This window comes from Arenimonas sp. (assembly GCF_019459675.1).
In the GTDB taxonomy this organism is placed as follows: domain Bacteria; phylum Pseudomonadota; class Gammaproteobacteria; order Xanthomonadales; family Xanthomonadaceae; genus Arenimonas.
This window is the reverse complement of record NZ_JAIBFH010000289.1, coordinates 1-13,071: the sequence shown is the minus strand read 5'-3', so window position 1 is coordinate 13,071 and position 13,071 is coordinate 1. Positions and strand designations below refer to the sequence as shown.

General features: G+C 69.9%; 13 protein-coding genes. 7 read left to right on the top strand and 6 right to left on the bottom strand.

Annotated elements, in window-relative coordinates:
• The 4 genes from purH to K0M70_RS09875 form a co-directional block, all read left to right on the top strand.
• A partial coding sequence (purH, locus tag K0M70_RS09890) for a bifunctional phosphoribosylaminoimidazolecarboxamide formyltransferase/IMP cyclohydrolase (RefSeq protein ID WP_290781704.1) occupies window positions 1–936 on the top strand: 936 nt, incomplete at its 5' end.
• A 9-nt stretch (window positions 937–945) separates the two neighbouring features.
• Window positions 946–1,440, top strand: coding sequence for a hypothetical protein (locus K0M70_RS09885; RefSeq protein ID WP_290781703.1), 495 nt, complete (start codon window positions 946–948; stop codon window positions 1,438–1,440).
• A 31-nt stretch (window positions 1,441–1,471) separates the two neighbouring features.
• A complete protein-coding gene (gene purD / locus K0M70_RS09880; RefSeq protein ID WP_290781702.1) occupies window positions 1,472–2,761 on the top strand; it encodes a phosphoribosylamine--glycine ligase in 1,290 nt (429 codons plus the stop codon).
• A 52-nt stretch (window positions 2,762–2,813) separates the two neighbouring features.
• Window positions 2,814–4,706 (top strand): MFS transporter, encoded by a 1,893-nt coding sequence (locus tag K0M70_RS09875; RefSeq protein ID WP_290781701.1) that lies wholly within the window; start codon window positions 2,814–2,816, stop codon window positions 4,704–4,706.
• A 49-nt stretch (window positions 4,707–4,755) separates the two neighbouring features.
• Here the strand turns inward: K0M70_RS09875 and K0M70_RS09870 are convergent, their stop codons facing one another.
• Genes K0M70_RS09870 through K0M70_RS09845 form a run of 6 tightly spaced genes read right to left on the bottom strand, consistent with a single transcriptional unit; the run spans window position 4,756 to window position 8,436 of the window.
• Window positions 4,756–4,986 (bottom strand): hypothetical protein, encoded by a 231-nt coding sequence (locus K0M70_RS09870; protein WP_290781700.1) that lies wholly within the window; start codon window positions 4,984–4,986, stop codon window positions 4,756–4,758.
• A gap of 35 nt (window positions 4,987–5,021) precedes the next feature.
• Window positions 5,022–5,900 carry a hypothetical protein gene (locus tag K0M70_RS09865; RefSeq protein ID WP_290781699.1) on the bottom strand — a complete coding sequence of 293 codons (879 nt, stop codon included), beginning with the start codon at window positions 5,898–5,900 and terminating at the stop codon, window positions 5,022–5,024.
• Between the two features lie 39 nt (window positions 5,901–5,939).
• Window positions 5,940–6,854, bottom strand: coding sequence for an NAD(+) diphosphatase (nudC, locus tag K0M70_RS09860; protein WP_290781698.1), 915 nt, complete (start codon window positions 6,852–6,854; stop codon window positions 5,940–5,942).
• Between the two features lie 7 nt (window positions 6,855–6,861).
• Window positions 6,862–7,221: an iron-sulfur cluster insertion protein ErpA gene (gene erpA, locus K0M70_RS09855; protein ID WP_290781697.1), complete on the bottom strand. Its 360-nt coding sequence runs from the start codon at window positions 7,219–7,221 to the stop codon at window positions 6,862–6,864.
• Window positions 7,222–7,253: 32 nt separating this feature from the next.
• Window positions 7,254–7,694, bottom strand: a complete 441-nt coding sequence (locus tag K0M70_RS09850; RefSeq protein ID WP_290781706.1) for a polymer-forming cytoskeletal protein — start codon at window positions 7,692–7,694, stop codon at window positions 7,254–7,256.
• Between the two features lie 19 nt (window positions 7,695–7,713).
• Entirely contained in the window at window positions 7,714–8,436 is a 723-nt protein-coding gene (locus K0M70_RS09845) for a DUF6776 family protein (RefSeq protein ID WP_290781696.1), read from the bottom strand.
• Window positions 8,437–8,552: 116 nt separating this feature from the next.
• On the opposite strand from K0M70_RS09845, the gene K0M70_RS09840 reads away from it, so the two are divergent.
• The 3 genes from K0M70_RS09840 to K0M70_RS09830 form a co-directional block, all read left to right on the top strand.
• A complete protein-coding gene (locus K0M70_RS09840; protein ID WP_290781695.1) occupies window positions 8,553–9,152 on the top strand; it encodes a DUF4126 domain-containing protein in 600 nt (199 codons plus the stop codon).
• 119 nt (window positions 9,153–9,271) lie between these two features.
• Window positions 9,272–11,935 carry an EAL domain-containing response regulator gene (locus tag K0M70_RS09835; protein WP_290781694.1) on the top strand — a complete coding sequence of 888 codons (2,664 nt, stop codon included), beginning with the start codon at window positions 9,272–9,274 and terminating at the stop codon, window positions 11,933–11,935.
• 50 nt (window positions 11,936–11,985) lie between these two features.
• Window positions 11,986–13,071, top strand: a 1,086-nt coding sequence (locus K0M70_RS09830; RefSeq protein WP_290781705.1) for an ATP-binding protein, incomplete at its 3' end; no start/stop codon positions are given.

The following is a 13,071-nucleotide window of genomic DNA, read 5'->3' as shown; positions in this document are numbered from 1 at the left end:
CTGTCGCTGGGCCTGGCCTCGTCGCTGCGCTACGGCGAAAACCCGCACCAGCGCGGCGCGCTTTACATCGAGAAGGACGCGCCCCAGGGCATCGTCGCCACCGCGCGCTTCCTGCAGGGCAAGGAGCTGAGCTACAACAACCTGGCCGATGCCGACGCCGCGCTGGAATGCGTGAAGGCCTTCGATGCCCCGGCCTGCGTGATCGTCAAGCATGCCAACCCCTGCGGCGTCGCCGTGGCCGCCGACCTCATGACGGCCTACGACCGCGCCTTCGCCGTGGACCCGACGTCGGCCTTCGGCGGCATCATCGCCTTCAATCGAGAACTCGATGCCGCCACCGCGGCCGAGATCCTCAAGCGCCAGTTCGTGGAAGTGGTGCTGGCGCCGTCCATCGCCGCCGATGCGCTGCCGCACTTCGCCAAGAAGGCAAATGTCCGTGTCCTCGCCTGCGGCGAGCTGCGCGCGGCCTCGGGCTATGAATACAAGCGCATCGCCGGCGGCCTGCTGGTGCAGGACGCCGACACCGACGCGCTCACCGCCGCCGACCTCAAGATCGTCTCGAAAGTGGCGCCGACCGAGGCGCAGCTGCGCGACCTGCTGTTCGCGTGGAAGGTGGCGATGTACGTCAAGTCCAACGCCATCGTCTACGCCCGCGACCTGCAGACCATCGGCATCGGCGCCGGCCAGATGAGCCGCGTGGTCAGCGCCAAGATCGCCGGCATCAAGGCCGACGAGGCCGGGCTGGTGGTGCCGGGCTCGGTGATGGCGTCCGACGCCTTCTTCCCGTTCCGCGACGGCATCGACGCCGCCGCGGCCGCCGGCATCGCCGCGGTGATCCAGCCGGGCGGCTCGATGCGCGACGCCGAAACCATCGCCGCCGCCGACGAAGCCGGCATGGCGATGGTGTTCACCGGCCGCCGCCACTTCCGCCACTGATCCGCCCCGATGATCCGCAAGCCCGCCAGCGCCAGCGCCACGCCTTCGCCTCGCCGCGGCCTGCCCTGGCTGGCGTGGGCGGTGCTGGTGCTGGGCGGCGCGGTGATCGCCGGCGCCGTGTGGCTCTACCTGCGGGTACCGCCCATCGGGCCGATCGAGCTGGCCAGCCGGGCCGTGGTGGCCGAATTCCAGCGCGGCTTGCCGCGCGACTACGGCAACGGCCTGGTGCTGGAGTCGGTGTCGCTGCAGGGCACGCAGATCGTGATGCTGATCCGCAGCACCCGGCTGGGCCTGGACGCCGCGGCGCGCAACAAGCTTCGCTTCGAACAGGCGCGGCGGGACGAGAAGGCGCTGATGCTGCCCTTCTGCGCCAACCCCGACGTGCGCGCCCTGCTCGACCAGGGCATCACCCTCCGCCGCCGCTACCTCGACACCCAGGGCCGGCTTTTCTTCGACATCACGCTGGCGGCAAGCGATTGCCGGCCGGGCGGGCCGGGCGCGTGAGCGTGCCGGCGAACTCACGGGGCACCACGGCATGAAGGTTCTGGTCATCGGTTCGGGCGGGCGCGAGCACGCGCTGGCGTGGAAGCTGTCGCAGTCGTCGCGCGTCAGCGAAGTCATCGTCGCCCCCGGCAACGCCGGCACGGCCATGGAGCCGCGCTGCCGAAACGCGGCCGTGCAGGCCACCAACATCGCCGGCCTGCTGCAGCTGGCGGCCGACGAAGGCATCGCCGTCACCGTGGTCGGCCCCGAGGCGCCGCTGGTGCAGGGCGTGGTGGACGCCTTCCGCGCCGACGGCCGCCGCATCTTCGGGCCCAGCGCCGCCGCCGCGCAGCTCGAGGGCAGCAAGGCCTTCGCCAAGGACTTCCTGGCCCGCCACAACATCCCCACCGCCTACTACGCCGTGTTCGAAGACACCGCGCTGGCGCTGCAGCACGTGCGCGACCACGGCGCCCCGATCGTCATCAAGGCCGACGGCCTGGCCTCGGGCAAGGGCGTGGTGGTGGCGATGACGGTCGAGGAGGCCGAGGCGGCCATCGTGCACATGCTCGACGGCCAGGCCTTCGGCGGCGCCGGCGCACGCGTGGTGATCGAGGAATTCCTGCAGGGCGAGGAAGCCAGCTTCATCTCGATGGTGGACGGCCGCACCGCCCTGCCCATGGCCACGTCGCAGGACCACAAGCGCGTGGGCGACGGCGACACCGGCCCCAACACCGGCGGCATGGGCGCGTACTCGCCGGCGCCGGTGGTGACGCCGGAAGTGCACGAGCGCGTGATGCGCGAAGTGGTGGAACCTACCGTGCGCGGCATGATCGCCGACGGCGTGCCGTTCACCGGCTTCCTCTACGCCGGCCTGATGATCTCGGCCGACGGTTCGCCCAGGGTGATCGAATACAACGTGCGCTTCGGCGACCCGGAAACCCAGCCGGTGATGCTGCGCCTGCGCAGCGACCTGATGGACCTGGTGGACGCCGCCATCGACGGCCGCCTGCACGAAGTGCAGGCCGACTGGGACGCGCGCCCGAGCCTGGGCGTGGTGATGGCCGCCGAGAACTACCCGGACACGCCGCGCATGGGCGACGTGATCAGCGGCCTGGGCGCCAATCCCGGCTACGGCGCCAAGGTCTTCCACGGCGGCACTGCGCTGCGCGACGGCAAGGTGGTCACCGCCGGCGGCCGCGTGCTGTGCGCCTGCGCGATGGGCGAAACCGTGGCCGAGGCGCAGCAGCGCGCCTACCTGGCCGTGGCCAACATCGACTGGGACGGCGAGTTCCATCGCCACGACATCGGCTGGCGCGCGATCGCCCGCGAACGCGGCCACTGACCCCTTTTTGTCCGGGCGCTGGTAGGCTCCGGGCATCGCTTCCGGGGGACCCATGGCCCACAACCAGTTCGAGCTGCTGAAACAGCGGCGCTTCCTGCCGTTCTTCCTCACCGCGGCGCTGGGCGCGTTCAACGACAACGTGTTCCGCAACGCCATGCTGGGGCTGATCATCGCCCTGGGCCTGAGCAACGACCAGGTGGCGCTGTATTCCAACCTGGCGCCGGCGCTGTTCATCCTGCCCTACTTCCTGTTTTCGGCCACCGCCGGGCAGATCGCCGAGAAGTACGAGAAGGCGGCGCTGATCCGCATCACCACCGCGATGGAAATCGCCATCATGTCGCTGGCCGCCGTGGGCTTCGTCATGGGCTGGCCGGCGCTGCTGCTGGTGGTGCTGTTCCTCACCGGGATGCAGTCGACCCTGTTCGGGCCGGTGAAGTATTCGATCCTGCCGCAGGTGCTCAAGCCCGAGGAGCTGACGGGCGGCAACGGCCTGATCGAGATGATCACCTCGCTGTCGATCCTGCTGGGCATGATCACCGGCATCGTGCTGCTGATGAACGCCGAGTCGGGGCCGATGTACGCCGCGGCGGCCGTGATCGCGCTGGCCATCGTGGGCCACCTGGTCAGCCGCGCCATCCCGCGCGCGCCGGCCGGCGCACCCGACCTTAAGATCAGCTGGATCCCGGTGAAGGAAACGCTGGGCGTGATGCGGCTGATGCGCAAGCAGAAGTCGGTGCGCAACTCGGTGCTGGGCATTTCCTGGTTCTGGTTCGTGGGCACGGCGCTGTCGGCCCAGCTGCCCAACTATGCCGAGCTGCACCTGGGCGCGGCCGACGGCAACCTCAGCGTCTATCTGCTGTGCCTGGCGCTGTTCTCGGTGGGCACGGGCGTGGGCTCGCTGATGTGCGAGAAGCTTTCAGGCCGCACCGTCGAGATTGGCCTGGTGCCCATGGGCGCACTGGGCATCACCGCGTTCGCGCTGGACCTCTACTTCGCGCGCAGCGGCCTGGCGCCGGTGGGCGGCCTGGACGCCGGCAGCTTCATCGCCCAGCCCGGCAGCCTGCGCATCATGTTCGACCTGACGATGATCGGCATGTTCGCCGGCTTCTTCGTGGTGCCGCTGTTCGCGCTGGTGCAGAGCCGCACCCCGGGCGACGAGCTGTCGCGCGTGATCGCCGCCACCAACGTGCAGAACGCGGTGTTCATCGTGGCCGCGGCCATGGGCAGCCTGCTGGTGCAGCAGAAGCTGGGCTGGTCGATCCCGCAGGTGTTCCTGGCGGTGGCGATCATGAACGCCATCGTGACGATCTGGATCTTCTCGATCGTGCCCGAGTTCTTCATGCGCTTCCTGGCCTGGATCTACGTGCGCCTGCTGTACCGCGTGCGCTCGGTAGGCATCGAAGAACACGTTCCCGACGAAGGCCCGGCGCTGCTGGTGTGCAACCACGTCAGCTACATGGACGCGCTGATCATCAGCGCCTCGGTGCCGCGGCCGATCCGCTTCGTCATGTATTACAAGATTTTCCAGGTGCCGGTGATGAGCTGGATCTTCCGCACCGCCAAAGCCATCCCCATCGCCGGCGCGCGCGAAGACCCGGCCATGATGCAGCGGGCCTTCGACGAAGTGGACGCCGCGCTGGCCGCGGGCGAGCTGGTGTGCATCTTTCCCGAGGGCGCACTGACCAAGGACGGGCAGATCGCGCCGTTCAAGAGCGGCATGGAAAAAATCCTCGAGCGGCGCGCGGTGCCGGTGGTGCCCATGGCGCTCAAGGGCATGTGGGACAGCATGTGGAGCAAGCAGGGTTCGCGCCTGCGCCGCCTGCGCCTGCCGCGCCGCTTCCGCGCCCGCATCGAAGTGGTGGCCGTGCCCGCCGTGCCCGGCGAAACCGCCACCGCCGAAGCGCTCGAGGCCACGGTGCGCCAGCTGCGCGGCGACCAGGCCTAGCGCGGGGTTCGGGCAGCGTTCTTGCCGCGGATGACGCGGCAAAACGCCATCAGCCGCGGCGCCAGGCGTCGGAGTGCGGCAGCTTGGCGCGCGCCTCGGGCGAGGCGTAGTAGCGGGTCAGCCCGCAGTCGGCGCAAACCGCGATGGTGAACTTTGCAGCGCTGAAGAAACCACCCAGCCCCGCCAGGTAGTTCGGCGCGTAGCCGCCGCCGGCGCTGATGCCGCCCTGTCGGTAGACGCGGGTGCCGTCACATTCGGGGCAGGTGTTGTCGGACTTCATGCATTCGGTTCCAGGAGAGGGTGGGGCCGCGGCCTTCAGATCGCCCAGCCGGCCAGAACCAACAGCGCCAGCACGCCCAGCCACAGCAGCAGGATGCGCCAGACCAGGCTCATCGCGTCGCGCAGCTCCAGCAGATCGGGCGCTTGCGCGGGGCCATCGACGGCATAGGCGTCTTCTTCGGCCAGCTCGCTGGCGACGCTGGCGCGCGCGGCGGCGTCCAGGAAGCCGGGCTCGAGGCGGATGCCCTGCGCGTGCCAGTCTCGCCAGGCGCTCAACACGCGGTCGAAGTCGGCCGCCAGGGCCAGCGCGAACGTCATCAGCTGCGCCACCGGCCAGTTCAGCACCGCCAGGGTGGTGCGGGCCAGGCCGCGCTGGCCTTCGGGCAGGCTGCGGCGCGCTTCGCCCTGGGCGCACAGCGAAATCAGCCGGTAGCCCAGCGCACCCACCGCACCCGCCACCAGGAACCAGAACAGCACGCCGAACCAGCGCCACAGCGCGCAGCGGAACACCGCGGCCACCAGCGTGGGGCCTTCCACCACGGGCTCGCCGCCCTCGGGGAACAGCGCCACGGCGGCGGCGCGGCGGGCCTCCGGGCCGGTGGCCTCGATCACTTCTTCCACGTCCAGGCTCAGGTCGCGCGGGCCCCAGGCGTACAGCAGGGCCAGCAGCGCGAAGCCGAACGCGGGCAGGCCGTACCAGGCGTCGTCGATCAGGAACTGGGCGGCGCCCACGGCCGCCAGCGGCAGGCCGACGGCCACCAGCAGGCCAACCCGGTTGGGCCATCCGCCGCCGGTTTGCCGGCCCAGCCAGTGCAGCCAGCTGATGAACCAGTCGTAGCGGCGCAGCGACGGCAGCGACGGGAACACGTGCCCCAACAGGAGCGTAACGACGACGGCGATGAGCGCGGCGGACATGGCCTGATTCTATCCCCGAAATCCGTCTTCGCCGCAGCCTCAGCCGACCGGCTGGAACCCGTCGCCCGCGTGCGGGCGCGCCTGCGCCATCCAGTCGTCGATCAGCCAGCGTGCAATCGACATCCGCGGCGACAGCTGCAGCTCACCCGAGGCCACGGCGGACTCGATGTCGGACAGGCTGAACCAGCGGGCCTGTTCCAGCTCATCGCCCACCGAAGGTTCCAGCGGCAGCGCCTGGGCGTGGAAGCCCACCATCAGCGCGGCCGGGAACGGCCAAGGCTGGGACGCGGCGTAGGTACTTTCCAGCACGGGCACGCCGGCCTCCTCCATCACCTCCCGGGCCACGGCCTGTTCCAGTGATTCACCGGGCTCGACGAATCCGGCCAGCACGCTCCAGCGCTTTTCCGGCCAGCTGGCCTGGCGGCCCAGCAGCAGGCGCTGGCCGTCGCTGACCGCGACGATGATCGCCGGGTCGGTGCGCGGGTAGTGTTCCAGGCCGCAGTTGCCGCAGCGGGCGCAGTAACCGCTTTTGCACAGGCCCAGGGCGTGGCCGCAGCCACCACAGAAGCGGTTGCGCTGCTGGCAGTGCAGCAGCGCGCGGGCCTGGGCCAACGCGGCGGCGTCCAGCGCCGGCCACAGGTGCGCGGCCGACCGCAGGTCCAGGCGACCGGTCATGGGCTCGGGCAGGATTTCGTGCGGCAGGGCAAACCAGGCACCGTCGTCGGACAGGCCCAGGAAGCTGGCCGCGTCGGGCATTTCGGCCATCAGCTGGGAGCCGATGAGGAACTCGGGCGCCTCGGCGGTGCCATGGAAACGGGCGTTGCCGTCCAGGTCCAGCACCAGCACGCGGGCGCGGGCCCAGCGCACCCGGAGGTCGTCCGGGCGCTCGCGCATCAGTTCGGAACGGTCTAGCCCGGGACCACGGAAGGCGTAGCCCGGCGGCGTGGCGCCCATGCCCGGTTCAGGCCGAGAAGCTGCTGCCGCAGCCGCAGGTGGTCTTGGCGTTGGGGTTGCGGATGACGAACTGCGCGCCCTGCAGGCTTTCGCGATAGTCCACTTCCGCGCCCATCAGGTACTGCAGGCTCAGCGGGTCCACCAGCAGGGTGACCCCGTCGCGGTTGAGCGCCAGGTCGTCTTCGGACTGCTGTTCGTCGAACTCGAAGCCGTACTGGAAGCCCGAACAGCCGCCGCCGCTGATGAAGACGCGAAGCTTCAGGCCCGGGTTGCCCTCTTGGGCAATGAGGGATGCAACCTTGGCGGCCGCGGCGGACGTGAACTCGAGCGGTGCGTCGAGCTGCTGGTAGCTGGGATGCATTTCCATGGTGGCAAAGATGGGCGCTCCGACCCCCGTATTCAAGCGCTCTGTGCTTCGGCCTTGGCCTTCACGCGCGGCCCGGCCGGCGTTTCGGGGCCGGTGAGCTGCGCCAGCGGCGCGTCGGCGTGGATCAGGCGGCCGGTGATCATCGCGCCGGCGGCCATCTCCACCACCTTGTAGTGGATGTTGCCGTTCACGCGCGCGTGGGCCGCCAGCTCGATCCGCTCGCTGGCGTGGACGTCGCCGGTCATGCGGCCGCTGATCACCACCACCGGCGCGCGGACCTCGCCTTCGATGTGGCCATTGTCGGCGATGGTGATCACCGCGGCCGTGCCGTCGTCGGCGGTGACCTTGCCGTGGATGGTGCCTTCCACGTACAGGCCGCCGGTGAAGCTGATGTCGCCGCGGATGACGGCGTGCGGACCGATCAGGGTTTCCACGGCGTGGCCACTGCGGGGGGATTTCTTCTTGTCGCCCATGCCTAACATCTCATTCTCCTCATGGCGCCTGGGCCTGCCAGGGAAAGGCCTGGTCCACGGTGCTGCCGTCGGCGCGCAGCTGCACGCGGACGCGTTGGGGGGTAAAGCCCTCGGGCAGCACGACGCTGCCCTCGAGCTGCTGGAAATAGCGGAACGAAAACGGCTGTCCGGGTGCGCCCGGCTTCTGCAGCAGGTCTTCCCAGCGCAGGCTGCGCAGGCGGCCGTCGCTGACGCCTTCCACGGACACCCGGGCCTCGCCCTTGCTGATGGCGCCGCGGTTGAGGTTCTGGGTGAGGGTGACGGTGTAGCGCCACGTGCCGCCTTCCTCGGGCGTGAACACCGCCTCGTGCACCGACAGGCCTCGGCGCTGGCCGGTGGCGCCCACCAGGCGCTCGTAGAAGGCGACGTCGGCGCGCAGGCCCGACACTTCCTCTTCGCGCTCGGCCAGGCTGGCCTGCACCTCGGTGTTGGCGCTGCGGCTGATCTGGTCGCTGCGGCGCAGGGTGGCGACCTGTTGGCGAAGCTGCTTCACCAGCGCCTCGGCCTGGGCCGCCCGCTTGGTGTTCAAGGTCAGGCTTTCCTGGGCCTTGGACAAGCCGGGCGCGGCGCGCATGGTGGCCCAGGAATACACGGCCACCAGGCTCAGCAGCCACAGCCCCAGGCCCACCGCCAGCAGCACGCGGGCGTGCGGCCGGTGCGGCACGATCACGAAGCGGGGCTTGTCGGGCGCGGGCGTGCTCATCGGGGCGGCGGGGGCCGGTGAAGTGAGGGGACCATGAATAAGGCCGTGCGGCGAGGGCCAGCGTCAAGGCGCGGCATCACTATACTGTGAACTGCGTCACCCTCCGGGAACCCGCCATGACCGAAGCACATATTTTCGCCCTGGGCCTGGCCCTGGCCTGCCTGGCCGGCGTCCGCGCCTACTTCACCGTGTTCGGCGTGGGCCTGGCCGGCCTGATGGGCTGGGTGGACCTGCCCAGCGCGCTGCAGGTCACCACGTCGCCCTGGGTGATGGTGACCGCCGGCGCTTTGGCTGCGGTGGAGTTCAGCGCCGACAAGATCCCCGGCGTGGACTCGGGCTGGGACCTGCTGCAAACCCTGGCACGCGTGCCGGCCGGCGCCTTCCTGGCCGCGGCCACCCTGTCCGACGACGGCCAGCTGGGCGGCGGCGCGCTGGCGCTGGGCGCGGGCGCCGCCATGACCACCCATGTCATCAAGGCCAGCACCCGCGCCCTGATCAACGCCTCGCCCGAGCCACTGTCGAACTGGACCGCGTCGCTGGGCGAGGACGCCGCGTCCCTGGGCGCGCTGGCGCTGGTGTTCTCGCACCCGCTGCTGGCGCTGGGCCTGCTGCTGGCGATGCTGTTGGCGATTGCCGGGGGCGTGTTCTTCCTGGCGCGCTGGTTGCTGCGCCGCGGGGCGCCGGGGAAGCCGGCCGGCATGGCGAACGGCGCGTGAACCCGGCCGCGGCTGTCCGCTGAAACACGCGATCGTCGTTGGAGGGCTTACATGACCGATGACCGCCTGACAGCCGTGGGTGCGGGGGGCATAATCCAAGGCCAACCGGGGGCCATCCGATGAATCCGCACGACGAGTCCAGACTCGCCGAACACCGCCACGCCTTCCTGCGCCTGCTGCCAAGGCGCGTGGAAATGATTGGCCGGCGCCTGCACCGTTTCCTGCAGGACGGCTGGGACATCAATGGCCTTTCGCTGATGCACCACGACGCCCGCTGGCTGGGCGAAGCCTGCACGCGCCATGGCCTGGACGCGGCCGCCGGCCACTTCGCGCAGATGCACGCGCTGCTGGGCGACACGCTGGAACACCAGTCCCTGCCCGACCCGAGCCTGGGCGAGCGCCTGTGGCATCTGGTCGAGGACATCGGCGACGCCGTGCCCACCAGCGCCGAGCCCGGCACCGAGAACAATGTCCCGCGCCAGTCCAACCACGGCGGTCGCGGCGAAATCCCGCCTGCCAACTATTGGCGCCGCTGGGGCGACGACGCCCCCGCCGCGCGCGCCGCGGTCATCGTTGAACCGATGGAGCCCGAGCCTGCGCCGCCCGAGCCCGCCGCCGCGCCAGAGCCCGCCATGCCGCCTGCGCCCACCACGTCCGCCGCCAGTCCGAAAGCCAGGCCCGAGCCGGCAGCCGCCAGCCCGGCGCCGGCTCGTGCCGAGGCCCCGCCCGCACCCGTGGGGGCCGGCATCCGCGTCTACCACCTCACCGACTACGGCCCGCTGTCGCTCGAGCTCGACCAGCGCATGGAGGCACTGGGCTACGAAGTAGAGCTGCTGGAGAGCGCCGACGAACTGCGCGAACTGCTGGGCGCCCTGCCGGCCCACCTGACCCTGGTGGACGCGGCGTTCAGCGACCAGCTCGAGGCCATCGGCCAAGCCGTGCGCGACACGCGCGCGCGCAGCAACCAGCGGCTTCTGCTGGTGGCGCTTTCGCAGGCCGACGACATCAACCTGCGCCTGACGGCCAGCCGCGCCGGCGTGGACTCGCTGGTGGTGGACCCCAACGGCGCGTCCGACGTGCTGCGCCGGCTGTCGCTGCTGCTCGACCCGGGCAGCGAGGCGCCCTATCGCATCCTGATAGTGGAAGACGACCGCAGCCAGGCGCTGTTCGCCGAGGGCATCCTGCGCAACGCCGGCATGGAAACCATGGTGATCCTGGAGCCGCTGGACGTGCTGGCTTCGCTGCACCAGTTCCAGCCCGACCTGATCCTGATGGACCTGCACATGCCCAACGCCAACGGCATCGAGCTGACCGTGCTCATCCGCGACCAGGACGCGTTCCTGCACACGCCCATCGTGTTCCTGTCGGGCGAATCGGACGAAGACCGCCACTTCGATGCGCTGGAGGCCGGCGGCGACGATTTCCTGTCCAAGCCCGTGCGCCCCAAATACCTCATTGCGTCGGTAAAAAACCGCGTGGCGCGCCATCGTGCGCTGGAGGCTCGCCGCCAGCGCCGTCGCGGCAAGGACCACGACACCGGCCTGTTCAGCCGCGAAGAGCTGCTTGAATCGCTGGACGCCCTGCTGCAGGACGCCACCGAGCGCAGCCCGGGCGGCGTGCTGTTCCTGGAAATCGAAAGCGTGAACCTGCTGCGCGATCGCCTGGGCCTGACGTCACTCGAACAGCTGCTGGCCAGCGTGGGCAAACTGCTGGCCAACACCGCCGGCCCCACGGCGGCCGGCCGCTTCGGCGACGGCAGCTACCTGATCCTGGACCACGAGCGCGACGAGGCCGGGCTTGAAGCCCTGGCCGCCGAGCTGCGCGGAGCCCTGGTGCAGCACCCGTTCAACGTGCAGGGTCATCCGCTCCGGCTGCGCGTGTCCGTGGGCATCTGCGCCATGCGCCACCGTTTCCACCAGTCCGGTGAACTGTTGAACGCCGCCGAGCGCATGGCGCGCGAGGCGCGCACCAACGACCGCGGCTTCAAGCGCTACGAGCCGGTGAAGCCCACCGAGGCGGCGCGCGAAGCTTCGCTGGTGAACCAGATCCGCGAGGCCATCGCGCTCAAGAACCTCGAACTGATCTACCAGCCGGTGGTGGCCGTGGCGGGCAGCGACGACTCGCAGTACCAGGTGCTGCTGCGCCTGCGCGGCGCCGACGGGAAACTGCTGCCTGCGGCCGAAGTGATCCCGCTGGCCGAGCGCGGTGACTTCATCGTGGACATCGACCGCTGGGTGCTGCAGGCGTCGCTGGAGCTGATCCGCAACCGTCGCGCCGAAGGGCGGCCGCTGCGCCTGTTCGTCACGCAGTCGGCGCTGACCCTGGCCGACCCGTCGCAGGCGTCGTGGATGAAAGCCGAGCTGACCGCGCACGACGTGCCGGGCTCTTCGCTGGTGATCGAGCTTCGGCTCGAGGACGCGGCCGTGCACGCCGCCACCGTGCGCCAGTTCTGCGACGCGATGGTGGACGACGGCGTGCAGTTCTGCCTGAGCCAGTTCGAGTCCGGGCCGGACATGGAATCGCTGTTCGACCAGCTGCCGCTGAGCTTCGTGAAGCTGGCCCGCAAGTACACCGCCAGCGCGCTGTCGCCTTCGCTGCGCGACGAGCTCAAGGTGCTGATCGACCGGTCGCATCGCCGCGGCCTGGAAGTCATTGGACACGGCGTGGAAGACGCCCAGGCGGCGGCAACGCTGTGGATGAGCGGCATCGACTTCATCCAGGGCAACCTGGTGCAGCAGGCCGACCGGGGTATGGACTTTGATTTCCAGCAGGCGGTCCTATGACCATGCAGCCAGACAGCCCCAAACCCAATGACGCGCTGATCGTGCGCTGGCTGGCGCTGGCCGGTGCCGCCGGCGCGGCCATCTCGGCCGCCATCAGCCATTTCAGCGACAACTGGGTGTGGCAGGCGCTGGCGCTGATTGCGTCGCTGCTGGCCATTTCGGGCATCGCCGGGTTCTGGCGCGCCTTCCATCTGCGCAACCGGGCGCTGGCGCAGGCCGCCCAGCAAACCGGCGAACAGACCCGCGAAGTAAGCGCGCTGCAGGAAGAGTTGGCCCTGCACCGGCGCCTGGAGCGCGAGCTGACCGAAGCCAAGCAGGCGGCCGAGTCGGCGATGATGGCCAAGGGCGAATTCCTGGCCACCATGAGCCATGAAATCCGCACGCCGCTCAACGGCATCATCCCGATGCTGGACCTGCTGATGAGTTCGCGCCTGCAGCCCGACCAGATGGACATCCTGCGCACGGCGTTTACGTCGGCGCGGCAGATGCAGCGCATCGTCGACGACATCCTCGACTACTCCAAGCTCGAAGCCAACAAGGTGCAGCTGGAAACCACCAGCTTCAACCTGCGCGAGCTGGTGGACTCGGTGATCCGGCTGATGGAAAAGCCGGCCGAAAGCAAAGGCCTGCGCCTGAACCTGCAGATAGACCCGGCCGTGCGCCTGGCCGTGCGCGGCGACCCGGTGCGCCTGCGCCAGGTGCTGACCAACCTGCTGAGCAACGCGGTGAAGTTCACCGAGCGCGGCTCGGTCAGCCTCAACGTCACGCGCCGCGGCGAATCGCGCACGCAGCACGAGCTGCGCTTCGAGATCAGCGACACCGGCATCGGCATCGCCAAGGACGCGCGCCTGTTCCGCGCCTTCAGCCAGGCCGATGCGTCCACCACGCGGATTTACGGCGGCACGGGCCTTGGCCTGGTGATCTGCAAGCGCATCGTTGACCTGATGGGCGGCAGCATCGGTGTCGATTCCGAGCCGGGCCGCGGCTCCACCTTCTGGTTCGAAATTCCACTCACCAAGGCCGCGGGCGACATCCAGGGCCAGCGCAGCGATCTCAACGGCGCGCGCATCCTGCTGTTGAGCACCGACGCGGCGCTGCGCCAGCGCCTGTCGCTGGCCGCCCCCGGCTGGGGCGCC